General features: G+C 68.4%; 23 protein-coding genes. 8 read left to right on the top strand and 15 right to left on the bottom strand.

The genetic code is table 11. From position 1 onward, the window contains the following. The coding region (locus tag Q7V15_RS06345) for a TonB-dependent receptor domain-containing protein (protein ID WP_304754587.1) at positions 1–1,277 on the top strand (1,277 nt) is incomplete at its 5' end. A gap of 88 nt (positions 1,278–1,365) precedes the next feature. Here Q7V15_RS06345 and Q7V15_RS06340 read toward each other — a convergent pair. From Q7V15_RS06340 to Q7V15_RS06330, 3 genes are all read right to left on the bottom strand, one after another. Beyond that, positions 1,366–2,658, bottom strand: a complete 1,293-nt coding sequence (locus Q7V15_RS06340) for a cytochrome P450 (protein WP_304754586.1) — start codon at positions 2,656–2,658, stop codon at positions 1,366–1,368. Between the two features lie 144 nt (positions 2,659–2,802). Further along, positions 2,803–3,495, bottom strand: coding sequence for a M23 family metallopeptidase (locus Q7V15_RS06335; RefSeq protein WP_304754585.1), 693 nt, complete (start codon positions 3,493–3,495; stop codon positions 2,803–2,805). 185 nt (positions 3,496–3,680) lie between these two features. Beyond that, positions 3,681–4,448, bottom strand: a complete 768-nt coding sequence (locus Q7V15_RS06330; protein ID WP_304754584.1) for a tRNA1(Val) (adenine(37)-N6)-methyltransferase — start codon at positions 4,446–4,448, stop codon at positions 3,681–3,683. A 109-nt stretch (positions 4,449–4,557) separates the two neighbouring features. On the opposite strand from Q7V15_RS06330, the gene Q7V15_RS06325 reads away from it, so the two are divergent. Next, positions 4,558–5,568 (top strand): polyprenyl synthetase family protein, encoded by a 1,011-nt coding sequence (locus Q7V15_RS06325; protein ID WP_304754583.1) that lies wholly within the window; start codon positions 4,558–4,560, stop codon positions 5,566–5,568. A 44-nt stretch (positions 5,569–5,612) separates the two neighbouring features. On the opposite strand, the gene Q7V15_RS06320 is transcribed toward Q7V15_RS06325, so the two are convergent. Then, positions 5,613–6,206 (bottom strand): DUF3617 family protein, encoded by a 594-nt coding sequence (locus tag Q7V15_RS06320; RefSeq protein ID WP_304754582.1) that lies wholly within the window; start codon positions 6,204–6,206, stop codon positions 5,613–5,615. Positions 6,207–6,293: 87 nt separating this feature from the next. On the opposite strand from Q7V15_RS06320, the gene Q7V15_RS06315 reads away from it, so the two are divergent. Together Q7V15_RS06315 and Q7V15_RS06310 are read left to right on the top strand one after the other, a co-directional pair. Beyond that, complete coding sequence (locus Q7V15_RS06315) at positions 6,294–6,566, top strand: GNAT family N-acetyltransferase (protein ID WP_370689777.1); 273 nt, start codon at positions 6,294–6,296, stop codon at positions 6,564–6,566. After that, entirely contained in the window at positions 6,563–6,730 is a 168-nt protein-coding gene (locus Q7V15_RS06310; RefSeq protein WP_304754580.1) for a hypothetical protein, read from the top strand. Before Q7V15_RS06315 ends, Q7V15_RS06310 begins: the two co-directional genes overlap by 4 nt. 21 nt (positions 6,731–6,751) lie before the next feature. On the opposite strand, the gene Q7V15_RS06305 is transcribed toward Q7V15_RS06310, so the two are convergent. The 3 genes from Q7V15_RS06305 to Q7V15_RS06295 all read right to left on the bottom strand — a co-directional run bounded on the left by Q7V15_RS06305 (position 6,752) and on the right by Q7V15_RS06295 (position 9,958). Further along, positions 6,752–7,048, bottom strand: a complete 297-nt coding sequence (locus Q7V15_RS06305) for a hypothetical protein (RefSeq protein WP_304754579.1) — start codon at positions 7,046–7,048, stop codon at positions 6,752–6,754. Positions 7,049–7,268: 220 nt separating this feature from the next. Then, positions 7,269–9,521, bottom strand: coding sequence for an excinuclease ABC subunit UvrB (gene uvrB, locus Q7V15_RS06300; RefSeq protein ID WP_370689776.1), 2,253 nt, complete (start codon positions 9,519–9,521; stop codon positions 7,269–7,271). A 257-nt stretch (positions 9,522–9,778) separates the two neighbouring features. Then, positions 9,779–9,958, bottom strand: coding sequence for a hypothetical protein (locus tag Q7V15_RS06295; RefSeq protein ID WP_304754577.1), 180 nt, complete (start codon positions 9,956–9,958; stop codon positions 9,779–9,781). 296 nt (positions 9,959–10,254) lie between these two features. Between Q7V15_RS06295 and Q7V15_RS06290 the strand changes: the two genes are divergently transcribed. Further along, on the top strand, positions 10,255–11,406 hold the full coding sequence (locus tag Q7V15_RS06290; protein ID WP_304754576.1) for a cell wall hydrolase: 1,152 nt from the start codon (positions 10,255–10,257) through the stop codon (positions 11,404–11,406). Between the two features lie 21 nt (positions 11,407–11,427). Here the strand turns inward: Q7V15_RS06290 and Q7V15_RS06285 are convergent, their stop codons facing one another. Continuing rightward, positions 11,428–12,375 (bottom strand): GlxA family transcriptional regulator, encoded by a 948-nt coding sequence (locus Q7V15_RS06285; RefSeq protein ID WP_304754575.1) that lies wholly within the window; start codon positions 12,373–12,375, stop codon positions 11,428–11,430. 84 nt (positions 12,376–12,459) lie between these two features. Between Q7V15_RS06285 and Q7V15_RS06280 the strand changes: the two genes are divergently transcribed. Then, positions 12,460–13,155, top strand: a complete 696-nt coding sequence (locus tag Q7V15_RS06280) for a DJ-1/PfpI family protein (RefSeq protein WP_304754574.1) — start codon at positions 12,460–12,462, stop codon at positions 13,153–13,155. 3 nt (positions 13,156–13,158) lie between these two features. Here the strand turns inward: Q7V15_RS06280 and Q7V15_RS06275 are convergent, their stop codons facing one another. The 4 genes from Q7V15_RS06275 to nadA are packed head-to-tail and all read right to left on the bottom strand — an operon-like array spanning position 13,159 to position 18,315. After that, a complete protein-coding gene (locus Q7V15_RS06275; protein ID WP_304754573.1) occupies positions 13,159–14,826 on the bottom strand; it encodes a glycosyltransferase family 4 protein in 1,668 nt (555 codons plus the stop codon). A 35-nt stretch (positions 14,827–14,861) separates the two neighbouring features. Further along, entirely contained in the window at positions 14,862–15,707 is an 846-nt protein-coding gene (gene nadC / locus Q7V15_RS06270; RefSeq protein WP_304754572.1) for a carboxylating nicotinate-nucleotide diphosphorylase, read from the bottom strand. Next, positions 15,704–17,233, bottom strand: a complete 1,530-nt coding sequence (locus Q7V15_RS06265) for an L-aspartate oxidase (protein ID WP_370689778.1) — start codon at positions 17,231–17,233, stop codon at positions 15,704–15,706. Before Q7V15_RS06265 ends, nadC begins: the two co-directional genes overlap by 4 nt. After that, entirely contained in the window at positions 17,230–18,315 is a 1,086-nt protein-coding gene (nadA, locus tag Q7V15_RS06260) for a quinolinate synthase NadA (RefSeq protein ID WP_304754570.1), read from the bottom strand. The genes Q7V15_RS06265 and nadA overlap by 4 nt, the downstream gene beginning before the upstream one ends. A 259-nt stretch (positions 18,316–18,574) precedes the next feature. Between nadA and Q7V15_RS06255 the strand changes: the two genes are divergently transcribed. After that, the gene (locus tag Q7V15_RS06255; RefSeq protein ID WP_304754569.1) at positions 18,575–19,705 is read left to right on the top strand and encodes a cell wall hydrolase; all 1,131 of its coding nucleotides are present in this window, start codon (positions 18,575–18,577) and stop codon (positions 19,703–19,705) included. Here the strand turns inward: Q7V15_RS06255 and Q7V15_RS06250 are convergent. The 3 genes from Q7V15_RS06250 to trxB all read right to left on the bottom strand — a co-directional run bounded on the left by Q7V15_RS06250 (position 19,702) and on the right by trxB (position 22,659). After that, a complete protein-coding gene (locus tag Q7V15_RS06250) occupies positions 19,702–20,190 on the bottom strand; it encodes a GNAT family N-acetyltransferase (RefSeq protein ID WP_304754568.1) in 489 nt (162 codons plus the stop codon). The genes Q7V15_RS06255 and Q7V15_RS06250 overlap by 4 nt on opposite strands. A gap of 138 nt (positions 20,191–20,328) precedes the next feature. Further along, a complete protein-coding gene (locus Q7V15_RS06245; protein ID WP_304754567.1) occupies positions 20,329–21,627 on the bottom strand; it encodes a UDP-N-acetylglucosamine 1-carboxyvinyltransferase in 1,299 nt (432 codons plus the stop codon). A 30-nt stretch (positions 21,628–21,657) separates the two neighbouring features. Beyond that, entirely contained in the window at positions 21,658–22,659 is a 1,002-nt protein-coding gene (gene trxB, locus Q7V15_RS06240) for a thioredoxin-disulfide reductase (protein WP_304754566.1), read from the bottom strand. A gap of 405 nt (positions 22,660–23,064) precedes the next feature. Between trxB and pseI the strand changes: the two genes are divergently transcribed. After that, a partial coding sequence (pseI, locus tag Q7V15_RS06235; RefSeq protein ID WP_304754588.1) for a pseudaminic acid synthase occupies positions 23,065–23,967 on the top strand: 903 nt, incomplete at its 3' end.

Genomic DNA, 23,967 nt, shown 5'->3' with positions numbered 1-23,967 from the left:
CCGTCGAGATGGGCGCCGACTGGGAGCGACAGCTCTCTGCCAGAACCGCGTTAAAGCTCCTCGCCCTCGCCGCACGCCGCGACAAGGGGTCGAGCGAGCGTTACACGACGCAACCGGCCGCAGGGGCGGCCCGCAGCACCTTCATCCGCCGGGAGAGCGAAAGCGGCGAATATATCGGCCGCGCCACCTGGACCTATCGTCCGACACCGGGGCGCAGCCTCGAGCTTGGGGCTGAAGGCGCCGTCAACTACCTGGAAAGCGGGCTCGGTATCGATGTCGATGTCGGTCGGGGCCGCCAGCCGACCGATCTGCCCGTGGCCAATACCCGGGTGGAGGAGGTGCGAGGCGAGATCTTCCTGAGCCAAACATCCAATCCGTCAGACCGTCTTCGCATCGAGAAAGGGGTGATCGTCGAGACCTCTCGCATCACACAGTCGGGCGACGCCAGCCAGGAGCGGACCTTTACCTTCGTGAAGCCACGTTTCGTCGCCACCTGGACGCCGAGCCCCAGCCAGCAACTCCGGTTTCGTCTCGAACGGGACGTCGCCCAACTGGACTTCAGCGAGTTCGCAAGCGCGGTGTCCCTGTTCGACGGCACCGTAGATCTCGGAAACCCTGACCTGGAGCCTGAGCGCACTTGGCGGGGGCAGATCGACTGGGAGCGCCGGTTTGGGCCAAAGGCCGTCCTAACCCTCACGGCCTTCTATGAACGCGTGGAGGCCGTGCAGGACCAGATCCCTGTGGGCTCGCAGTTTGACGCCCCCGGCAATCTGGGGGACGGCTGGCGAGCTGGCGGGCGGGTCGACGCCCTGGTCCCCCTGGACGCCATCGGACTGGCGCGGGCCGAACTGAGACTGCGCGGTCAGGCCCAGGAGACGCGCGTTGATGATCCCTTGACTGGGCAGTCCCGCCCCTTCGCAGACGAGGCTCTATGGAGCTATTCCATCGATCTTCGCCAAGCCCTCCCGAAGCAGCGTCTCGCCTGGGGCGCATTGTGGGAACAGGCTGATGAAGTCACGGTCTTCCGCGCCCGGGAGCTACGCTCGATGAGTTGGGATCGCGCGAACCTCGACCTCTATGTTGAGACGACGGCTATCGCTGGCCTCGTCATCCGACTGACGGCAGCCGATGTCTTTCTGCCTCAGGAGGTTCGAGAACGTCGCTTCTTCCTGCCAGATCGCTCTGAGCCCGCCAACCTCACGAGCATAGAGACTCGACGAGCGACGGGCGGCTACGGCACCCGATCTCTCACCCTGCGGATTTCAGGACGGTTCTGACTCCACCCAGATCAGCCAAACGCCAAGGCCAGAAGCCGGCGCCTCTGGACGGACCGAGCGGCGTCGTCCGGCGGCGCGGCGGCTCGCCTCAGTTCCGGGTCGGAATGATCACCGGCAGGGTCTCGTAGCCGTGCACGAAGGCTGAGTAGGTGCGCTGGGGCTCGGCCAGGACCCTGATCTCCGGGAAACGCTTGAGAATCTCCTCCCAGATGATGGTCAGCTGCATCTCGGCCACCCGGTTGCCCACGCAGCGGTGGATGCCGAAGCCGAAGGACAGGTGCTCGCGGGGACGCTCCCGGTCGATGATGTAGTCGTTGGGGCGCTCGATGCGGCTCTCATCCCGGTTGCCGGAGATGTACCACATGACCACCCGGTCGCCCTCGCGGATCAGCTTGCCGCCTACCTCGATGTCCCGTGTCGCCACCCGGGCCATGTGGGCCAGCGGCGTCTGCCAGCGGATGGTCTCCGAGACCATGGACGGGATCAGGTCGGGATTGGCCCGCAGCTTGGCGTACTGGTCGGGGTTCTTGTTCAGGGCGTAGACGCTGCCGGATATGGTGTTGCGGGTGGTGTCGTTGCCGCCGACGATCAGCAGGATCACATTGCCCTGGAACTCCTGCACCGGCATGTCCCGGGTGGCGGTGTTGTTGGCCATCATGGAGATCAGGTCGATCCCCGGCTCGGCCGCGTCCACCCGCTGGTCCCAGATCTGCTTGAACGTGCCGAAGCAGTCCATCATGTCCCGGGCCTTCTGCTCCCAGCTGGTCACGGGGCCGTGGCCAGGGGCGTTGGTGACCACGTCGGACCAGAAGGTCAGCTTGCGCCGGTCCTCGAAGGGGAAGTCGAAGAGCGTGGCCAGCGTCATCGCCGTCAGCTCCTTGGAGACCAGGTCCACCCAGTCGAATTCCTGGCCAATGGGCAGGGAGTCGAGGATCTGGCCCGCCCGCTCGCGCACGATGGGGGACATCTTGGTGATGTTGCCCGGCGCCACCGTCGGGCTCACCGCCTTGCGCTGCCGGCCATGGTCGGGCTCGTCCATGGTGATGAAGCCGGCCCCGGCGCGGCGGGGGCGATCCTCGCCCAGGGCCTTGCGCTGGGCTTCGACCGCTTCGAGGTTGGGCAGGGTGATGCCCTCGGCCGAGGAGAAGGCCTCGTGATTGGTGTCGACGGCCAGGATGTCGTCCCACTTGGTCACCGACCAGTAGCGGCCGAATTCGCTTTCCTCGGTCAGATGGACCGGATCCTCCCGGCGCAGGCGCTCGAACACCGGCCAGATGGTGTCCTCTTGGAAGCGCGCCGCCCGGCCCGGATTGAGCTCCGCCAGCGGGGTCGCCTCAACGGCCTCGACGGAGTCGTCCTGCGGGCTCACTCGGATATTCATCGCATCCTCCCTGGGCGTTGACCGCCCTTGTCCGGCGCTTCGACCCCTAAGGGTCCGCGCTGCTTCGGGACCATTCCGACCTTCCGAACAGCATTCGGCAAGCGAAGAATGCGGGCGCAGCAGGTGAGGGCGCCGCGCGGGGCCTCAGTCGGCGGTGGTCTCGACGGCGACGTAGCGGGCGACGATGACCTCGGTGGCGTCAAAGCGGGCCTTGGACTTGGCCAGCTCCAGATGGACGTGGTCCGTCATGCCGCCGGGATACTTGTCCTGCAGGCCCCGGGCGGTGCCGATGGGGGAGCCTAGGCGCACCGCCTGACCCTCCTGGACGTCGGGGTTCACATAGAAGACCCGCGCCTCATAGCCGAGCGCCGGGTTGCTGATCTCTACGAACTTGAGGCTGGGGTCGCTGGCATAGGCGTGGCCGATCTTGGTCACATAGCCGGAAATCGGCGCAACCACGGTTTGGCCGGCGACGGCGGCGTAGTCGACGCCTTCGTGGTGACGGCTGCCCCCGTCACGGGACGCCCCATAGGCGCCGGAGCCATAGGCGTCATGGTCGCGGGGCGCGAGGCCGGTCGGGTTGACGAAGTCGGGCTGTCCGTCGCCGTCAATGTCCTGGCCGACCCATTGCAGTTCCCGGACAACAATGGTCCGCGCCACCGGCTGCTGCAGGGCGGCGACAGCCTTGACTTGGGACAGGCGGTCGACGAGCCCGCTGCTCGCATCGGCGACGGCGCTGGTGGCCATGGTGGCGGCCATGGTGGCGGCGGTGATGGCGAAGAGGCGAGATGCTGCAAATCGCCCGTCCAATCGGGCCGTCACGTCAGAAGAACTCAAAACTCTTTTCTCTTCGATACGGGCCGGGAACCCCGGCGGGTTTAGGCGGTTATCTCGGCAAGGCCCGGACGGCGCCACTGGCGCGGTTTCAGGCAGCCCTTGCTGTTGCGTGATCCTATAGGGCGCAATTGGGGCGCCCATGCGGCGCATTGTCTCGCAAAATCAGCAGCTTATTGTGGCGCTTGTCACAGCCACTTAAGGTGCGCCTCGCCGCGGAGGATGGCCTCGGCCTCCGCCGTGTGTTTTTCGGCGCCCCCTCGCGCGTGCAGGATGAGGGGCGGCAACAGCCGCAGGGGCGCCTTTCCCGTCCGCCGCGCCCGCACCAGAACGCGCTTGGCCGTTGCGTCGGCGAAGGGATGGATGGGCAGGATCTGGAATGCGCCGGCCCCCACGCCGAGGCCGCTCAACAGGTCCGCCAGCCGGTCGGCGCGGTGGATCATGGTGAGGCTGCCGCCCTCCCGCACAGCCTTCAGCAGAAAACCGGTCCAGGCCTCCAACCCGTCATCGGCCAACCAGGCGCCGGTCTTCTCGGCCGACGGCGCGCGCAGGCTATTGGGATCATCAAAGAAGGGCGGATTGGCCAGGACGGCGTCAAAGACCGGATGGCCGAGGGCGGCGAAGCCGGCGGCGACATCGCCGGTCAGAACCTCGATCTGAGCGCTTAACCCGTTCAAGGCCGCATTCTCCCGGGCCAGGGCGGCGGCGATCGGGTCCCGCTCCACTCCCAGGAAGGTCGCCCCTGGGCAACGGACCGCGGCGGCCATCAGCACTCCGCCAGCCCCGCAGCCGGCCTCCAGCACCCGGGCGCCTGGGCCAGCGTCGCAGGCCGCCGCCAGCAGGGCGGCGTCGAGGCCCGCCCGATAGCCCCGGGCCGGCTGACGCAGGGTCACCCGCCCGCCCATCAGACGGTTCTCGGTGACAGCGTCGAGCGGGGCTTGTGGTGGCGAGGACATCAGCGGCTCCAGATGCGCGGGCGCGCCTTGACCGCCCCCTATCGCGTGACCATTGTCCGGACGCAACGGCGGCCCCGCAATGGGCCGTCCTATCTGGAGTGCTTTTGTCGTGGACGCCGCCGCCGCAGATCCCCGGGCCAAGCCGGTCAGCCTCGATAATCTGCTGAACCTCGCCGCTTCGGACATGGCCGGCGTGGACAGCCTTATCCGTGACCGGATGCAGAGCCCTGTGTCGGTCATTCCAGCCCTGGCCGAGCACCTGATTGGCGGCTCGGCCAAGCGCCTGCGCCCCCTGCTGACCGTCGCGGCGGCGCGACTGGCCGGCTCGACCGAGGACCATTGCCGCAAGCTGGCGGCGGCTGTGGAGTTCATTCACACCGCCACCCTGCTGCATGACGACGTGGTGGATTCCTCGGAGCTCCGCCGCGGCAAGGTCGCCGCCCATTTGATCTGGGGCGCGCCGTCCAGCGTCCTGGTCGGCGACTTCCTGTTCGCCCGCGCCTTCGAGCTGATGGTCGAGACCGGCTCCATGGCCGCCCTGGAAATCCTCGCCCGGGCCAGCCGGGTGATCGCCGAGGGCGAAGTGCTCCAGCTCACCCGGGCCCATGACCTGGACCTGGACGAGGCGGTCTATCTGCAGATCATCAAGGCCAAGACCGCCGAGCTGTTCGCCGCGGCGGCCGAAGCCGGCGGCGTCGGCGCCGGCGCCAGCCCCGACCAGTGCCGTGGCCTGCGCCGGTTCGGTCAGGAGCTGGGCCTCGCCTTCCAGCTGGTGGACGACGCCCTGGACTATTCCGGCGCCAGCGACACCCTGGGCAAGAATCCTGGCGACGACTTCCGGGAGGGTAAGGCCACCCTGCCGCTGATCCTGGCCATCAAGCGCACGGGCGCCCAGGAGCGGACCTTCTGGATGCGCACTGTCGACGCCCGGGAGCAGACCGAGGCCGACTTCGAACGGGCCCGCACCCTGGTGCAGGACTCCGGCGCCCTCGAAGTGACCCTTGAGACCGCCGCCGGCTACGCCGAGAGCGCCAAGGCCGCCCTGTCGGTCTTTCCCGCCAGCGACTGGCGCGCGGCCCTGGAAGACCTGGCCGACTTCGCCGTGGCGCGCCGCAGCTAGCCTATCGGCCTGGACCAGACCGATAGGCCAGGCGCGCCCCTGGTTCAGCCGCCCCCGGCGGCCGCCATGTCCAGCAGGTTCATGCGAATCCCCCCGGGCAGCTCCATGTCGCCTGGGCGGAAGCCGTCAGGACAGGCGCCCTGCCAGACGCCTTCGATATTGATCTCCCGGGTCCCGTTCATCTGCGGCGCCGCCGCGCCCACGGTCGAGCTCTCCGCCTTGATCACATAGCGGCGGTCGAAGTCGCCGGTGGCGACGCCTGAGGTGGTGGTCTTGCCGCCCGAACCCATGTCGCAGACCGACGAGAACTGCCAGCTTCCATCCATGCGCCGGGTGACCAGGTTTTTCTCGCAGCCCTCATTGGTGGCCTCTTGCCCCCACCAGCCCAGCCGCGACTCCAGGGCCTCGTCAAAACAGATGCGGGTCACCTGGACCATGCCCTCGGTGGAGACCCGCTGCTCCCACAGGCCCGGCTTGCGCTTGGGCGGGGGCGGGGCCGCAGCCGAGCCGACCGCAGGCGTCTCCGCCTCCACGGTGGCGGGCGCCTCGTCCTGGGCCGTCTCCTCGCCGCCGCGGTTGCAGCTGGCCAGGGCGAGCGTCGCCAGGCTGAGGACCGCCATCATTGAGCGTCTGCGCATCTTTCCCATCTCCCACCGAGCCGTCATCATCGGTCTCCAGGCTTAGCCGGGATCGAAACGGGGGTTAAGCCCGTTGCTGAGGGCATGATGAGCGAATTTCGAAACAATACCGACGCCGCGCGCTACGAGATGGACGAGCAGGGCCAGACCTCCTGGGCCGACTACCGGCTTCAGGGCGAGCGCCTCTATATCGACCATGTGGAGAGCCCTGTGGCCCTGCGGGGCACCGGCGCGGCCGGCCGACTGATGAACGCCCTGGCCCAGGACGCCAAGGACCGGGGCCTGAAGATCACCCCCATCTGCTCCTATGCCGCCGCCTGGTTGCGTCGCAGCCCCGACTATCGGGACCTCGTATCATGACCAGGGAAAAGAAGGACGAGACGCGCGAACCGCCGCGGGAGCCGGGTTCCGACGGCGATCAGCGCCGCCGGGACATCGAGACCAATCCGGCCTTCAGCCCCGTGGGGCCCCAGGGCGGGGCGGCGATCGCCCCCCTGCGCCGCAAGGCGCCGCACGAGGACTGATCAGACCGCTTCCGCCCCTGTTCAGTTGCGGGCCATGATGGCTTCCAGGGCCTGAGCCTTGACCTCGGCGTCCTCGGTCAGCCGCCGGGCGATCTCGCGGATGCCGGGGGGATAGAGCTCCCCGCCGCCAGCGATCTCGGCGCTCAACCGCTCCACATCCTGCAGGGCCGCTTCCAGGGCGCGCACATGTTCGCCCACCAGGCTGCGGGCTTCCGATTGCAGCCGGCGCACACGCTCGGCCACGGCGGTTTCAGGTTTCGTCGGGTCGAGGGCGACGACCTTGCCGTCGGCGCCCGCCACGCTGAAAGACGGTGACATGGATCATCCCATTCTAATGTTGTCGGCGCTGCGGCAGGCCCAGAGAAAACCTCGCCACGACCAGCCCCTGATCTGAAACATCTACGAATGGCGACGCCGTAGGTTCCGCCCTCGCCGTCGCTGAACCGTCATGTGGGGCTTTTCGGCCACGGTGGGAGGGGGCTTGCTTGCTCCAGGGCGGGAGTTTTCCTGCGATAACCGATAGGGGGCCTTGAACCCCCTACAGCCGCCCCTTCCGGAACCGTTCCTGCGCTTCGGCGCGGGCCTCGGCCTTCACCCGCTTCACCGCTGAGCGGTCGACGGTTTCGCCTTCGCCGGTGAGGACCTCGTTGGCGAATTCCAGGTCCATGAGCTTCAGGCGCTTGATCTCGTCACGCAGGCGCGCGGCGGTCTCGAACTCCAGGTCGGCGGCGGCCTGACGCATCTTGCCTTCCAGGTCGCGCAGGGTGGCCTTGAAGTTGTCGCCCATGAAGGGCTTGGCCTCCTCGGCCAGCTCGGTGCGGACCAGGGGGCGGTCCTTCTCATAGGCGCTGGAGAGGATTTCCTTGATCTGGCTCTTCACGCTCTCGGGCGTGATGCCGTGGGCGGCGTTGTATTCTTTCTGGCGCTCCCGACGGCGCTGGGTCTCGGCCATGGCGCGTTCCATGGAGCCGGTGATGCGGTCGGCATAGAGGATAACCCGGCCGTCGATGTTCCGCGCCGCCCGGCCGATGGTCTGGATCAGCGAGGTCTCCGAGCGGAGGAAGCCCTCCTTGTCGGCGTCCAGGATGGCCACCAGGCCCACCTCGGGGATGTCCAGGCCCTCGCGCAGCAGGTTGATCCCCACCAGCACGTCGAAGACCCCCAGGCGAAGATCGCGGATGATCTCGATGCGTTCGATGGTGTCGATGTCGGAGTGCATGTAGCGGACCTTCAGGCCCTGCTCGTGCATGTACTCCGTCAGGTCCTCGGCCATCTTCTTGGTCAGGACCGTAATCAGGCCGCGATAGCCCTGGGCGATGGTCTGGCGCACCTCGTCGATGACGTCGTCCACCTGGGAGAAGCCGTCCTTGGAGACCGGGCGCACCTCCACCGGCGGATCGATCAGGCCGGTGGGCCGGATCACCTGTTCGACAAAGACACCGCCGGTGCGCTCCATCTCCCAGGACCCCGGCGTTGCCGACACATGCACGGTGTCGGGCCGCATGGCGTCCCACTCCTCGAACTTCAGCGGGCGGTTATCCAGGCAGGAGGGCAGGCGGAAGCCGTATTCGGCCAGGGTGAACTTGCGCCGATAGTCCCCGCGATACATGCCGCCGATCTGCGGCACGGCCTGATGGCTCTCGTCCACGAACAGCAGGGCGTTCTCGGGGATGTATTCGAAGAAGGTCGGCGGCGGCTCGCCCGGCCGACGGCCCGACAGATAGCGGCTGTAATTCTCGATCCCGGCGCAGGAGCCGGTGGCCTGGATCATCTCGATGTCGAAGGTGGTGCGCTGCTCCAGCCGCTGGGCCTCCAGCAGCTTGCCATTGGCCACCATCCACTCCAGCCGCTCCTTGAGCTCGGCCTTGATCTGCAGGACCGCCTGGTTGAGCGTCGGCCGCGGGGTCACATGGTGGCTGTTGGCGTAGATCTTGATCCCGTCCAGGTCGGCGGTCTTCCTGCCGGTCAGGGGGTCGAACTCGACGATGGTCTCCACCTCGTCGCCGAACAGACTGACCCGCCAGGCGCGGTCTTCATAGTGGGCGGGGAAGATCTCGATGGTGTCGCCCCGGCGGCGGAAGGTCCCGCGCTCGAAGGCCTGATCGTTGCGCTTGTACTGAAGGGCCACCAGGTCGGCCATCAGCTGCTTCTCATCGATCCGCTCACCCGGCGCCAGGGTGAAGGTCATGGCCGTATAGGTCTCCACCGAGCCGATGCCGTAGATGCAGGAGACCGAGGCCACGACGATGACGTCGTCCCGCTCCAGGATCGCCCGGGTGGCCGAGTGGCGCATCCGGTCGATCTGCTCGTTAATCGAGGAGTCCTTCTCGATATAGGTGTCGGTCCGGGGGACGTAGGCCTCGGGCTGGTAGTAGTCGTAGTAGGAGACGAAGAACTCGACGGCGTTCTCCGGGAAGAAGGCCTTGAACTCGGAATAGAGCTGGGCGGCCAGGGTCTTGTTGGGCGCCAGGATCAGGGCCGGGCGCTGGGTCTCGGCGATGACCTGGGCCATCGTATAGGTCTTGCCCGAGCCGGTGACGCCGAGCAGCACCTGGTCATGCTCGCGGCCCTCCAGGCCGGCCACCAGTTCCTTGATCGCCTGCGGCTGGTCGCCGGCCGGCTGATAGTCCGAGACCAGCTTGAAGCGCTTTCCCCCCTCCGACTTGGGCGGCCGGGCCGGGCGGTGGGGCTTCCACAGCATGGGCAGGGCCGAGTCGTCATAGTCGAAGGTCGCCGACATGTCGGCGACGCCCTGGGGCGACGGGGGAGGAGCGGTCTTGGAACGCGGCATGGCACAGAAGGTAGGCGCGCCGGCGTCCGGGCGCCAGCGGCCCTGCTGACATCATGGTGTCAGCAGGGGGCCTTGCAGCTAGAACAGGCCGCCGCCGGCGTAGGCGACCGCACAGGCGGCCGCCAGCACGCTGAGGGAAAAGATGAGATGACGCATCGCCCGGCCTCAAAGCCTCTGCTGAGGTCCATGCGATAGGGCGATGCGCGGAGCGGATCATGATCCAGACGGACTAGGTCTCGCCTGAATCTTCAGCGTTCCTAGGGGTCGACGCTCTTGCTGACCACCGTGCCCACTGCGGCGCCCGCAGCCGCGCCGACGGGACCCCCGACCACCGCGCCGGCCACTGCCCCGGTCGCCGCTCGCTGTTCCACATTGTGGCCACAGGCGGCCAATAGAAGGCCCGCCGAAATGACGCAGACGCCAAGGACCTTACGCATGTTGATGACTCCCAGAGTTGTCGAACACAAACGTTCGCTAACGGCCAAGGTTCCCACAGACTTCAGGAGCCCCGCCATGGTCGCGCTACGCTGCGACGCAATATCGCCTTGCGAATCCATCATGGACCCGTCATAAGGCGGATCACTTTGTCGTAGACCCGTCGCGTCAACCATGCGGACGGGCTTCGTTTTCGAGATTTTCGACCCGCACTGAGGCGGGGAGTTCTCTGAGCGATGATGTCGGGGGGCGCTGCCCTCGCCGCACAGGACAGGACGTTTTGCAAAATGAAAAATGGGTGCGCGCCGATTGGCGTGCCCTGACCACTGCGGCCGTTCTCGGCTCCACGGTCGGACTGGCGCTTGGGGGCGCCTATATGGCCGGCGGCATGGCCGGCGCTGCATCAGATCACGCCCGCGCCGCCCGACTGGCGGCTGGTGCGGCCGACGGCTACTCGGAGCAGGCGCTCCAGGACGCCGCCGCGCGCATGGACCCGGGCGTTCTGCGCGTCGCGCGCCGGCATGATCCCTTCACCGTCGCCGGCGCCGCCGAACGGGACCGCCAGAGCGCGATCCTGGTCGCCCGTCTGGAACGGGGTGCGGTCGCCAATGACCAGCCGCCCCTGCTGCGCGCCAGTTTGAATCCAACGCCCATTCCCGCCGCGCCGTTCCGCCTCGGTGGGGCGCTCGAGGCGTCTCGGGACATGGAGTGCCTTACCCAGGCGGTCTATTACGAAGCCCGCGGCGAGACCCCGGCCGGCCAGGCGGCCGTCGCCCAGGTGGTGCTCAATCGGGTCCGGCATCCCGCCTTCCCGAAGACCGTCTGCGGGGTTGTGTTCCAGGGCGCCAACAGCCGCGTCTGCCAGTTCAGCTTCGCCTGTAACGGCGCCATGCGCGCCCGAGTGGAGCCCACCGCCTGGCGGCGCGCCGAGCGGGTCGCCCACCGGGCCCTGTCTGGTGAAGTCATGGGCGAGGTTGGCCGCGCCACCCACTTCCACACCACCGCCGTGGCGCCCGCCTGGGGGCCGCGACTGACCCGCGTGACCCAGGTCGGCGTCCATATCTTCTATCGCTTCGGCCGTGATCCGGCGCCCAGCCGCATGCTGGCCAGCGCCCATGAGGTGACGCCTGAGCAGACCGAGGCGCCGGTCTACGCCAGGGTCGGCGAGACCCCCGAAATGCGCGCCCGGGCGGACAACGCCAACGATATCCGTCTGACCTCCGCCACCCTGAGCCCCGCCACGGCGCAGGCCATGGGCATGGGCGGACCCGCCGAGCCCGCCCAGGAGCCGGCCTCCGCCCCCCGGACCGCCAGCCCCGAGGGCGAGGCTCTGAAGGTGGTTGCGCCCAAGGCGCCGGCCAAGCCCGCCGCCGCCAAGGCGCCGAGCCCGGACGAGACGGCCGCTGAGACCAAGTCGGCCAATGGCGGCGATCGTATCAAGGCGACCTGAAGCAATCGCACGGGACCGGGTTCAGCCCTGGTCCCGTGCGGCGCGTCTCAGGGCCTGGGGCGGCTGGCCATAGGTCCGCAGGACCGCCCGCCTCATCCGCTCGGCGTCCCCGAACCCCACCGCCAGGGCCACCCGGTCGATAGGCTCGCCTGCCTCAAGGCGCTGTCGCGCGGCCTGGACTCGCAGGTGTTCCACCGCCTTGGCCGGCGTCATGCCGACCTCGCGGACGAAGGCGCGGGCGAAGTTGCGCGGACTCATGGCGCAGGCCTCGGCCAGCCGCTCCACGCTGAGCCCCTCGCACAGGCGCTGGCCGGCCCAGTTCAGCAGCCCTTCGAACCGCCCGGTGGCCCCACCCATCTCCACCAGGCCTGAAAACTGCGACTGGCCGCCGGGACGCCGCCTGGGGGCCACCAGTTGCTGCGCCGTGGCCCGGGCGATCGCCTCGCCGAGGTCCTCGGCGATCAGGGCCAGGGAGAGGTCGATGCCGGCCGTGATGCCCGCGGAGGTCCAGATAGGATCATCGCGCACATAGATGCGGTCGGGCTCCAGCAGGGTCTTGGGGAACCGGCGGCGGAAGTCGGCGGTGCGGCTCCAGTGGGTGGTGGCCCGTCGGCCCTCCAAGAGGCCGGCTTCGGCCAGGATGAAGGCGCCCGAACAGACGCTGGCCGTCCGGCGCGCCTGGCCCGACGCCTGGGCCGCCAGCGCGATCACCGACGGATCCAGCCGCTCAGGCCGGGTCCCGTCGCCGCCAGAGACCAGCAGGGTGTCCAGGGGCGTCTGGCTGAGCGTCCCGGCCATCAGGGCGGCACCCGAGGAGCTGACCACCGGTCCTGGCGTGGCGGCCACCACCTGCAACTCATAGGCGCCGGGCGCCAGCCGCCCCGCGATCTCGAAGGCCGCGATCGGACCTGCGGCGTCCAGAATCTGGAAATCCGGAAACACCAGCATCGCGACGGCGCGGCGGGTCATGTCGGAAAACGTGGGAACATTGTCATTTCAGCCGCCACCTGATCGTTGGATGCTGCCTCTGTCAACCACAGGGACCCCAACTCCATGACCCAGACCTGCCGCATCGTCTTTCCCCTGTATCCGGGCGTCACCCAGCTGGACTTCACCGCGCCACATCAGGTCTTCAACCGGATGCCCGGCGCCGAGACGGTGGTGGCTTCTGTCGGCGGGGCCGATATCGAAGGGGACGGCCTGGTGTTCACACGCCTGGCTGAACTGGAGGCCGTCGAAGGCTGCGACGTCCTGTGTGTGCCGGGCGGATTCGGCACGACGGCGGCCATGCTGGACGAGGCCTATATGGCTTCGGTCCGCCGCCTGGGCGCGGAGGCCCGATATGTCACCTCGGTCTGCACCGGGTCGTTGATCCTGGCGGCCGCCGGCCTGCTGAAGGGGCGGCGCGCCGCCTGCCACTGGGCCTGGCGCGATCTCCTGACCCTGTTCGATGTCGAGGTGGACGAGGGCCGCGTCTGCCGGGACGGCCATGTCATCACGGGCGGTGGGGTGACGGCTGGCCTGGACTTCGCCTTTGTGGCCTCGTCGGAGATCTTCGGGGAAGACGCCGCGCGGCGGGTGCTGCTCGGCCTCGAATACGCCCCGGCTCCGCCCTTCGAGGGGGGGCGGCCTGAACTGGCTCCACCCCATATTCTGGAACAGGTGCAGCGCGCCATGGGCGCAGCAATCGATGACCGCCGGGCCGGCGCGCTCGAGGCCGCCCGACGTCTGCGGGCGCACACGAGCTGAGGCTCACCGCCAGTCGAGGACCCCCATCTTGCAGAGCCAGGCCAGGCCATAGGTGGTGCGCGCCCGTCGCTCCGGCGCAATGGCGGCCAGCAGGTCGCCAACTCGGCTCCATCCTGCGCCTTCCAGGGTCCTGGTCAGGGTTCGCAGCTCCTCCCGGCTGGCCCGCCAGGGCTCGCCAAAGGCGTCGAGCTGAACCTGGCCGCTGAGGGCCGGCTCCGTGGCCAGATCGACCCCTGGCCGCAGGGCGATCTGCGTATCGGCCGTGAGGCTGCCGGTGGCGAAGCTCCGGTGGTCCAGGAAAGGGTCACCATGGACCGGGTTGAGCCGTCGGGCGCCCGGCGCGGCTGGCGGCGCCTGGCGACGGATTTCGGCGAGGTCGTCGAACAGGCTGCGATAGCCGGCGACCACCCTCTTCCAATCGAAGGTTTCCCGCACCCGGGCGCGACCGGCGGCCCCCATCCGTTGACGCAATTCCCGGGAGGTCGCCAGCTCGGCCAGCCCTCTGGCTGCGGCGCCGACATCCACCGCCGTATATTGCGCCGCCTGCCCCACATAGGCCTGGTAGGTGTCGAGCCGCGCCAGATGGCGGCGCAGGAGCGTGGCGCTTGGCGGCCCTGGCGACGGGATCAGGGTTGGCGCCAGGAAGCCTTCCTGACCATGGCGGATCGTATAGCGGTAGCCATCCCAGTCGCTGGCCACGATGGGCAGGCCAGCGGCCATGGCCTCAATCGGAGCCAGGCCGAAGGTCTCCTGGATATTGTCCACCAGGGACAGGAAGATATCGGCCGCCGCCCACATCTCCCCGAGGATTTCAGGATCATTGCCATCGACCCAGTGCAGGGGCGACGAGGGGGCATAGGCCCGGCCGGCGGCTTCGAAAACCCCCCGATGAAATTCCTCGGGAAACCAGCCTGCGAGGGCGAAGTGCAGGGGCCGTCCCGCCAGGCGTCCAGCCTCTTCAACCGCGCGGAACATGGGCTGTGGACTGGCCTTCTCGAAGAAGGACAGGCGGCCCACCCACAGGACCAGAACATCCTCTTCCCCCAGTCCGAGGCGCTCGCGGGCCCGGCGCCGGGCGTCCGGACGATCCGCCAGGGCGGTGATGTCATCGAGCTCGACCCCCAGGGGGAGGATCGGCAGGTGAGGCATGGGACGTTGAGGTCCCCCAAACCTTTCCCCCAGATAGTCGGTCCAGTCCCGGAACATGGTGCTGATCGAGGCATGGACCGCCGGTGAGGTGCAGATGATGGCGTCCCAGGGATGCACTGGCGCCAGGCTCGCCTGGGCGATCTCCTCCCGCGTCAGGGGCGGGGCGATGGTATGGATCAGGCCGACCAGGCTGTAGGCGTTGTCGAGGCCTGATCCCCGCCGGGCCCAGGCCATTTCCGCCAGATCCGCCTTGCCCCGGAACAGGGTTCCGGCCTGCCGGGCCCGCGCCAAATCCAAAAGGGAGCCGGTCTCGATCCGGGTGGAGAGCGCGGTCGCCCCCTGCAGGGCCTGGGTGATCTGAGCTACCGGTGTCTCCACCGAGGTCAGCATGTGCAGGCGCTGATAACCACCGTGCCGGGCGAAGGCGCGATAGAGCGCCAGATTGGCCACGTCGCGTCCGAACGGATTGGGACCAAGCCCCAGACCGCCCCCCAGGTGGTGGATCGCCAGTTCGACCGACATCAGTGTTCCCTGCCGCACGTTACGGCGGGCTGTTATCAGATGGCGTCGAGGCCGATGTCCAGCGCCATGGCCGAGTGTGTCAGGGCGCCAACGCTGATGACATCGACGCCGGTCTCGGCGATCGCCCGAACGGTCTGCAGATTTACGCCGCCGGACGCCTCCAGAACGGCTCGCCCCTTGGCCGCCGCCACAGCGGCGCGGAGCTCATCCAGGGAGAAGTTGTCCAGCATCACCACGTCGGGACCGTAGCGCAGGGCGTCCTCCAGCTGGTCCAGTCCGTCGACCTCGACCTCGACCTTCATCAGGTGGCCGGCGAAGGCCCGCGCCCGGCGGACGGCCTCGGCGACCCCGCCACAGGCGGCGATGTGGTTGTCCTTGATCAGGATGGCGTCATCCAGGCCGAACCGATGATTGACCCCGCCGCCGCAGCGTACAGCGTACTTTTCCAGGTGGCGCAGGCCAGGCGTGGTCTTGCGGGTGTCGACGATCCGCGCGCCCGTCCCGTCCACGGCGTCCACATAGGCCCGCGTCAAGGTCGCCACGCCGCACAGACGCCCCAGCAGGTTCAAGCCTGTCCGCTCGGCCGACAGGATGGCCCTGGCGTTCCCCTGCGCCGTGGCGAGCACAGATCCCGGCGCCAGGGGATCACCGTCGGCAACTCGCATCTCGAAGGTGGCGTCGGGATCTAGGGCGTGGATGGCCAGGCGGGCGCAGGCCAGGCCCGCGGCGACCCCAGGCTTGCGCGACACGAAGGCCACCGACAGTCGGGCCTCGGCGTCGATACAGGCCATGGCGGTGACATCGCCGGCCCGGCCCAGATCCTCGGCCAGGGCGGCCTGCACAATGGGCGTGATGAGCAGATCGGGAAGGGGCGCAGTCATTCGGCGGCGATGCAGGCCGGCGCGCCCGAGGTCGCGCTGAGGGTGAGGAAGGTGCGCTTGGGCTCCGCCGGCGCCTCAGGGGCGTCGAGCCGGAAGTGGGCGCCGAGGCTCTCCTTGCGGTTCAGGGCGCAGCAGGCGGTCAGGCGCGCGGCGGTCAGGTCAGCGCAGAGGCCATAGGCCCCTTCCAGCTCATCGATCAGGTCGATCAGGCGGGTCAGCCCGGGTGCGTCGCGCACCACGCCGGCCTCGGCGCTCATGGCCATGCGCAGACCCGACAGGGCGGGGTCCGGCAGGATGGGGGCGGGCGCGCTGTGAAGGATGCGACTGCGGACCTCGGCGGCGTCCCGGGCTGCGGCGCCGGCCCGGGTTCCGAACACGGCGGCCTCCAGCAGGGAGTTCGACGCCAGGCGATTGGCGCCGTGGACGCCGGTGGAGGCGCATTCGCCGGCCGCATAGAGGCCCGGCAGTGTGGTGGCGCCGTTCTCATCGGTGACCACGCCGCCCATGTGGTAGTGGCAGGCCGGCGCCACGGGGATCGGCTGGACCCGCGGATCAATGCCCCCGGACAGGCAGGCGGCGAACACCGCTGGGAAGGCCTCGGGGAAGTGGTCGCCCACCGCCTCCCGGGCGTCCAGGAAGGCGCCGCGGCCGGCGGCGCGCTCGGCATGGATGGCCCGGGCGACCACGTCCCGGGGCGCCAGTTCGGCGGCGGGGTGATAGTTGGCCATGAAGGCGGCGCCCGATCCATTGATCAGCCGGGCGCCTTCTCCGCGCAGGGCCTCGGTGGCCAGGGGGGCGGGGTCACGGCCGATGTCGATGGCGGTGGGGTGGAACTGGACGAATTCCGGATCGGCGATCATCGCCCCGGCTCGGGCGGCCAGGCCCAGGCCCTCGCCGCGAAGCTCCGGCGGGGTTGTTGTCACGGCATAGAGCCCGCCGATGCCGCCGGTGGCCAGGATGACGGCGGGGGCGGTGATTTCGTGGATCTGCCCGCCCTGCTCAACGATCACCCCGCGGATCTGTCCCCCGGCGTCCTGCAGCAGGCCCCGCAGGCGCAATCCTGCGCGCACTTCGATGTGCCGCTGTCCCAGGGCGGCGGCGGTGACGGCGGCCATGATGGCGCGGCCAGCCTGATCGCCCTTGACCCGGGCCACCCGGGCGCGGCTATGGGCGGCTTCCAGGCTCAGCGAAAAGGCGCCGGCTTCGTCCCGGTCGAAGGGCGCGCCCAGGGCGGCGAGGACGCGGACAGCGGCCGCGCCCTCCTGCGCCAGCAGGGCGGCGCGCGCCGGGTCGACCAGGCCGGCGCCCGCGGCGACGGTGTCGCCCGCGTGCAGGGCGGCGTCGTCTTCCTCGGACAGGGCCGCGGCCATGCCCCCCTGCGCCCAGGCCGAGGAGCAGCCGTGATTCAGGGGCGCGCCGGTCAGAACCAGGACCTTGCGGGGGGCGGCCGAGAGCGCCGCCGACAGACCCGCCAGACCCGCACCGACGACCAGGACGCCGTCGTGCTGGGTGCGATGGGCCATCAGATCAGCTCCACATCCACATGGTGGCGAGCCTTGACCAGGTCATAGCGGGCCGGAACCGCCGGGGGCGGCAGGTCGATCATCCGCTGCACGGCCAGGCGGGCGCGGTCGGCGATCACCGGATCGACGAACACCTCGTACTGCTCCTTGATCAGGGCCTCGTAGATGTTCTCCAGGCTGATCCGCTTCATGTGCGGGCAGAGATTGCAGGGTCGCAGGAACTCGGTGTCCACCGCGTCCACCGCCACATTGTCGGCCATGGAACATTCGGTGACGAGAATGACCTGCTTGGGCTTCTTGCTCAGCACATAGTCGTTCATCGCCGCCGTCGAGCCGGCGAAGTCGGAGACTTCCAGCACCTCGGCAGGGCATTCGGGGTGGGCCAGGACCTGGGCGCCGGGATAGGCGGCCTTCATCTCCAGGATGTCCTTGGCCTCGAAGCGCTCGTGCACCTCGCAACGGCCCTGCCAGGCGATGATCTTGATGTCGGTCTGGCGGGCCACATTGCGCGCGAGAAACTCGTCGGGGATCAGGATCACCCGATCAACGCCCCATTCCTTGGCCACATGCTCGACCACCTGCACGGCGTTGGCGCTGGTGCAGCAGACGTCGGTCTCGGCTTTTACATCGGCGGTGGTGTTCACATAGGTGACCACCGGAATGCCGGGGTAGCGGGCCTTGATCAGTCGCACGTCGTCGCCGGTGATCGAAGACGCCAGGCTGCAGCCGGCGCGCAGGTCGGGGATCAGGACGCGCTTGTCCGGCGACAGGATCTTGGAGGTCTCGGCCATGAAGTGCACGCCGGCCTGGATGATGATGGCCGCGTCGGACCGGGCCGCCTCCTTGGCGAGGCCCAGGCTGTCGCCCACATAGTCACCAACCCCGTGGAAGATCTCAGGGGTCATGTAGTTGTGGGCCAGGATGACGGCGTTCTTCTCGCGCTTGATGCGGTTGATCTCGGAGATCAGCGGGGCCTGAAGGCGCCACTCCATGGGGGTGACATGCTTCTTCACCCGCTCCCAAAGGGCCTGGGTTTCGGCTTCGACCGCGGGGGTGAAGGCGAGGGGTGCAAAGCCGTCAGCCATGAAATCCTCCTTATGCTCAAAGTGAGCATTTCCCCGGTCTAAAAAAGGGCGCCTCGACGATAGGGCGGGGCGCGCCTAAATATGCTCACTTAGAGCATAACCGGTGTTTCACATATAAACCGTTACGGGCGGGATGCAAGAGCATAGGGCTCGGACCAGGAGCGCCCGCTTTTTCGCCGCCTTGTTGTCGCCTATAGCTCGTCCCTTGCGGGGTTGACCCCAGCAGACATTGCATTCTGGGCAGACACTGGACTCTGGATTGAACGCGCTCTCCCGCCTCATCGCCCTGATCGCTGCGGGTCTCGTCTTGAGCGGCTGCTTGACCACCTATGATCGCCCCTTGAACGCCGGGCGGGCCGCGGGGTTGGCCACGGTCGCCCGCAGCCTGTCCAACGACGGGCTTCGCCGACTGACCGCCGATATGGACCCGGCCATGCTGGCCCTGGCGCGCCGTCATGATCCGGCGCCCCGGACGGACTATTGGGGCCGGGTGCGCGGCTGGGAGACCTATGATCTGGCCAGGCTTCCGACCCTGGGCTTCGGCACAGCCTTCGACCTGGCCGCCCGGGAGATCAACGCGCTCACCCCGGTGGCCGGCCTGCCGATCAATCCCATGGAGCCCTTCATCCTGCAGGCCTCGCGCCAGGACCGCGCCCAAGCCCTGCGCTGCCTCAGCCAGGCCATCTACTATGAGGCCGCCCGGGAGCCTCGCATGGGGCAGCGGGCGGTGGCCCAGGTGGTCCTGAACCGCGTCCGACACCCGGCCTATCCCAACTCGGTTTGCGGCGTGGTTTTTCAGGGCTCGGCCAGAAGCACAGGCTGTCAGTTCAGCTTCACCTGCGACGGCTCGCTGTCCTGGGCGCCGGAGCCCGCCCTGTGGCGCCAGATCGAGGCCGTGGCGAACGAAGCCCTGCAGGGATTTGTGGAGCCGGGCGTCGGCTCGGCCACCCACTATCATGCCGACTATGTGGCCCCCTATTGGGCTCCCACCCTGGTGAAAATGACCAAGGTCGGAGCCCACATCTTCTATCGCTGGACCGGCCCCATGGGGGAGCCCCCGGCCTTCACCAGTCGCTATGGCGGCGGCGAGCAGAACCTGTCGGTGGCCATCCTCGGGGGCGTTGATCCCCGCACCCAGGGGCTGATCGATCCCACAGGCCAGGGGCTGGCGCCCGGCCGGCAGGTCACCCTGGCCCTGGCCGGCGAGGTGCGCACCTATGAGGTCGCCGATCCCCAGGCTGGCGAGGCCCAGACCCGTGTAGCCGGCGTGCTTCAGCCCGCCCGACGCCAGCCAACCCCGGAGGAGGTCCGCCAGATCAATGAGCGGCTGGCCGAGATCGAGGCTGCGCTTGACGGCTCATCGCGGCCCGCCGGCGGCCCCACCGACTAAAGGCCGTTGAAAGCGTCCGGATAGGCCAGGGTCAGGGGCATATCGAAGGCGCCCTCCTCAAGGGCCAGGGCCATGAAGGCCGGTGAGCCTGCATAGGGCGAGGCGATCTGCGCGGCGGCGCCGGCCGAGAAGCCGAAGCGGGGATAGTAGTCGGGGTGGCCCAGCACCACGACGCCGTGGGCGCCGCATTCCTTGCAAAACTCCAGCCCCGTCCGCACCAGGGCCGAGCCGAGACCCCGCCGCTGCTGGCCCGGGCGCACCGCCATGGGCGCCAGGGCCAGGTATAGGTTCACGCTATCGGCCCACAGGCGGCTGAACAGGATGTGGCCGACGACCTCGCCCTGATCCTCGGCCACCATCTCGAACACCACGTCGCCATCGGCGCGAAGCTGCTCCACGAGGCCCGCCTCGCCGGCCCCCGCAAAGGCGGCCCGAGTCACAGCCCGGATGGAGGCATGATCGGCGGCGCGGGCATGTCGGATCATGCGGTCGTCTCCCTGTCCACTTCCCCTCACGCCCGGACCAGACCCGAGCCTCCCTGCACGCCGTCGGATTTCCGTGTTCATGGGTCCTCGGGTCAAGCCTGAGGACGACGGTTTAGAGGGAGCTCCCGCCCGGCGCCCTCAGTCCCCCAGCACCCATTCCACGTCGGCGCCCAGGGCGTTGAGGTTCTCGACGAAGTTGGGGTGGGCGCGCTTGATGGGGGCGGCGTTGTAGATGGTCGACTTGCCCTCGATACTGGCGGCCAGCATGAACAGCGCGATGGCCACCCGGATGATGTAGGGGCTTTCCACCTCGGCGGGGAACAGCGGCTTGCCCCCATAGGTGATCACCCGGTGCGGGTCGCACAGCACCGCATGGCCGCCGAACTTGGCCAGTTCCGAAGTCCAGCCGAGCGCGCCCTCATAGACCTTGTTCCAGAACATCACCGAACCCTCGGCCCGGACGCCCAGCGCGATGAAGATCGGCAGCAGGTCGGCCGGCACATAGGGCCAGGGCGCCGCCTCGACCTTCTGCAGGATGTGGCTCGTATAGGGCTGGCGCACCCTTAGGGGTCCGTCCAGCCGCGCGCGGGACCAGCCATCCTTGTGCTCCACCTCGACCCCGAACTTGGCGAAGGTGCGGTCGATCAGGGGGAAGGACTCCGAGGCGCCGTTGCGCACCGCCACATCGCCGCCGGTGATGGCCCCCATGGCCAGGAAGGTGGCCACCTCATGGAAGTCGTCCTGGAAGGTGAAGGTGGTCGCGCCCAGCCGCTCGACCCCTTCGATGGTCAGGGTGGAGGCGCCGACCCCCTGGAGGCTGGCGCCCATCTGGATGAGGAAGCGGCAGAACTCCTGGACGTGGGGTTCGCAGGCGGCGTTCACCAGTTGCGAGGTCCCCCTGGCCGTGGCCGCGCAGATGGCGAAGTTCTCGGTGGTGGTCACCGAGGCGTAGTCAAGCCAGTGCCGGGTGGCGTGGAAGCCGTCGGGCGTCGAGATCAGGATCGCGCCGTCACGGGTCTCGACCCGGGCGCCGAAGGCTTCGAACACCTCCAGGTGCGGGTCGATCTCCCGGGCGCCCAGGGTGCAGCCCTTGGCCTCGTCCTCAAGGCTCGCCTGGCCGAACCGGTGCAGCAGGGCCGGGATCAGCATCACCGAGGAGCGCATGCCCAGCGGCAGGTGCGCGCCTTCGGCCCGCAGGTTCTCACCATGGTGCAGGCGCAAGGTCCCGGTGGCGTAGTCCATGTCCACCTGGCTGCCCAGGGACTGGAAGAACTCCAGGATCTTGCGCACGTCGGTGATGTCCGGAACCCGGTGCAGCACCAGGGGCGCGTCGCTGAGCAGGGTCGCGCACAGCACAGGCAGGACGGCGTTCTTGTTGGCGGAGGGCGTGATTTCGCCCCGCAGGGGGCGGCCCCCGCGTACGATCAGATTGGTCATAGGCCCTCGTCTAGTCGTCGGGGGAAACGCCTACCAGGCGCCGATCTTCTCGGCTTCGGCGTGGCTGATCGGATTGTGCGCCTTGCGATGGTCTTCCTCGGCCAGGAACCTTACGGCTTCCAGGGCGGCCATACAGCCCATGCCGGCCGCGGTCACCGCCTGGCGATAGACGTCGTCGGTCACGTCACCGGCGGCATAGACGCCTTCGATCTCGGTGGTCGCCGTTCCGGGCTTCACGTCGAGATAGCCGGCCGCATCCATGGACAGCTGGCCCTTGAACAGCTCTGAGGCCGGCGCATGGCCGATGGCGATGAAGACGCCGGCGCAGTCGATCATCTGGGTCGCGCCGGTCTTCACATTCTTCAGACGCACTCCGGTGACCCCCATGGGGTCGCTGTCGCCCAGCACCTCATCTATGGCGCTGTCCCAGATCACCTCGATCTTGGGATGGGCGAACAGGCGCTCCTGCAGGATCTTCTCGGCCCGCAGCTCGCCACGGCGGTGGACCAGGGTGACCTTGGAGGCGAAGTTGGTGAGGAACAGGGCTTCTTCCACGGCGGTGTTTCCGCCGCCGACCACTACGACCTCCTTGCCGCGATAGAAGAAGCCGTCGCAGGTGGCGCAGGCCGAGACGCCGTAGCCCTGGAACTTCTGCTCGCTGTCGAGACCCAGCCACCGAGCCTGGGCGCCGGTGGCGATGATCAGGGTCTCGGCCAGCCACACATCACCGGAATCACAGACCAGGCGGAACGGTCGCTGCGACAGGTCCACCGAAACGACGATGTCGTTGATGATCTCGGTCCCCACATGGGCGGCCTGGGCCTGCATCTGCTCCATCAGCCAGGGACCCTGGATCGCCTCGGCAAAGCCAGGATAGTTCTCCACCTCCGTGGTGATGGTCAGCTGGCCGCCGGGCTGGATGCCCGCGATCATGACGGGATTCAACAGGGCGCGGGCGGCGTAGATGGCGGCGGTATAGCCGGCGGGGCCGGACCCGAGGATGAGGCAGCGTGTGGTGCGGGGCTCAGACATGGGTCCTATTTAGAGAAGATTCCGCGATGCGCGAGGGTGCGGATGCAACAAGACACCGCCTCCAATCGTTCGGCCATCATGACCGACCAGCCCACGAGCCCTCCGCCAGCGCCTTCGACCGCTGCGACATCGCCGCCTGCGGGTCCCGATCTCGCGCCAGGGGGCACGGCCAGCCGCCGCAGTCTGCGCACGACAGGAGCCTGGCTGGGCGTGGGTACGGCCCTGGGCGCGGGCGCGGGCGCCGTCCTGGGCAGCGTGGCCCTGGGGGTCGCCTTTGGGGTTGGTCTTGGGGCTGTTTTTGGGGTCGCAAGGGCGCGAAAAGGTCCCAAAACGTCGATTTAACCGCCTGTTTTGACGCCCTGGGCTAGACTATCCTCCTGCGCAGGGAACCCCGTCGTGTCCGAGATGACTGAGATTGAGATCGCCGGCCGAAAGATCGGCCCGGGCCATCCCCCCTTCGTGATCTGTGAGCTGTCCGGCAATCACAACGGCGATCTCGACCGCGCACTGGCCATGATCGATGCGGCCGCCGCCACAGGCTGCGACGCCATCAAGATTCAGACCTACACCGCCGACACCATCACCATGGATGTGGACCGGCCGGAGTTCCGCATCGAGGGCGGGCTGTGGGACGGGCGCAGCCTGCATGAGCTCTATCAGGAGGCCCAGACTCCCTACGAATGGCATCCGGCCCTGTTTGAACGGGCGCGCGCCCGGGGCGTGATCCTGTTCTCCAGCCCCTTCGATGAGACCGCCGTCGATCTCCTCGCCAGCCTGGACGCCCCGGCCTACAAGATCGCCTCCTTCGAGGCCGTCGACCTGCCGCTGATCGCCTATGCGGCGCGGCACGGCAAACCCCTGATCATCTCCACCGGGATGGCCAATCTCGCCGAGATCGAGGCGGCCCGGGACGTGGCCCTGGGGGCCGGCGCCGACGGCGTCATTCTGCTGCATTGCGTCTCCAGCTATCCGGCGAGCTTTGCTGACGCCAACCTGCGGACCATTCCCGATATGGAGACGCGGTTTGGCTGCCTCATCGGCCTGTCGGACCACACCCCTGGGACGGCGGCTGCGGTGGGGGCGGTGGCCCTGGGCGCCTGCGTGATCGAAAAGCACTTCACCCTGGCGAGAGGCGATGGCGGGCCCGACGCGGCCTTTTCCCTGGAGCCTGCGGAATTCACCGCCCTGGTCAGGGACACGCGCTCGGTGTGGGAGGCCTTGGGGGCCGCCCAGTACGACCTGCTGGGGTCCGAACGGGCCAACGCCCAGTTCCGCCGCTCGCTCTACGTGGCCGCTGATGTGAAGGCC

The sequence above is a fragment of the Phenylobacterium sp. genome (assembly GCF_030651755.1).
Taxonomy (GTDB): Bacteria; Pseudomonadota; Alphaproteobacteria; order Caulobacterales; family Caulobacteraceae; genus Phenylobacterium.
This window is presented reverse-complemented; position numbering and strand designations above follow the sequence as displayed.

Bases quoted from the DNA above. Each gene is read 5' to 3' on its own strand.
- Q7V15_RS06340 (WP_304754586.1), bottom strand. From the start codon at position 2,658: ATGAATATCCGAGTGAGCCCGCAGGACGACTCCGTCGAGGCCGTTGAG.
- Q7V15_RS06330 (WP_304754584.1), bottom strand. From the start codon at position 4,448: ATGTCCTCGCCACCACAAGCCCCGCTCGACGCTGTCACCGAGAACCGT.
- Q7V15_RS06320 (WP_304754582.1), bottom strand. From the start codon at position 6,206: ATGCGCAGACGCTCAATGATGGCGGTCCTCAGCCTGGCGACGCTCGCC.
- Q7V15_RS06315 (WP_370689777.1), top strand. From the start codon at position 6,294: ATGAGCGAATTTCGAAACAATACCGACGCCGCGCGCTACGAGATGGAC.
- Q7V15_RS06310 (WP_304754580.1), top strand. From the start codon at position 6,563: ATGACCAGGGAAAAGAAGGACGAGACGCGCGAACCGCCGCGGGAGCCG.
- Q7V15_RS06305 (WP_304754579.1), bottom strand. From the start codon at position 7,048: ATGTCACCGTCTTTCAGCGTGGCGGGCGCCGACGGCAAGGTCGTCGCC.
- uvrB (WP_370689776.1), bottom strand. From the start codon at position 9,521: ATGCCGCGTTCCAAGACCGCTCCTCCCCCGTCGCCCCAGGGCGTCGCC.
- Q7V15_RS06295 (WP_304754577.1), bottom strand. From the start codon at position 9,958: ATGCGTAAGGTCCTTGGCGTCTGCGTCATTTCGGCGGGCCTTCTATTG.
- Q7V15_RS06285 (WP_304754575.1), bottom strand. From the start codon at position 12,375: ATGACCCGCCGCGCCGTCGCGATGCTGGTGTTTCCGGATTTCCAGATT.
- Q7V15_RS06280 (WP_304754574.1), top strand. From the start codon at position 12,460: ATGACCCAGACCTGCCGCATCGTCTTTCCCCTGTATCCGGGCGTCACC.
- Q7V15_RS06275 (WP_304754573.1), bottom strand. From the start codon at position 14,826: ATGTCGGTCGAACTGGCGATCCACCACCTGGGGGGCGGTCTGGGGCTT.
- nadC (WP_304754572.1), bottom strand. From the start codon at position 15,707: ATGACTGCGCCCCTTCCCGATCTGCTCATCACGCCCATTGTGCAGGCC.
- nadA (WP_304754570.1), bottom strand. From the start codon at position 18,315: ATGGCTGACGGCTTTGCACCCCTCGCCTTCACCCCCGCGGTCGAAGCC.
- Q7V15_RS06250 (WP_304754568.1), bottom strand. From the start codon at position 20,190: ATGATCCGACATGCCCGCGCCGCCGATCATGCCTCCATCCGGGCTGTG.
- Q7V15_RS06245 (WP_304754567.1), bottom strand. From the start codon at position 21,627: ATGACCAATCTGATCGTACGCGGGGGCCGCCCCCTGCGGGGCGAAATC.
- trxB (WP_304754566.1), bottom strand. From the start codon at position 22,659: ATGTCTGAGCCCCGCACCACACGCTGCCTCATCCTCGGGTCCGGCCCC.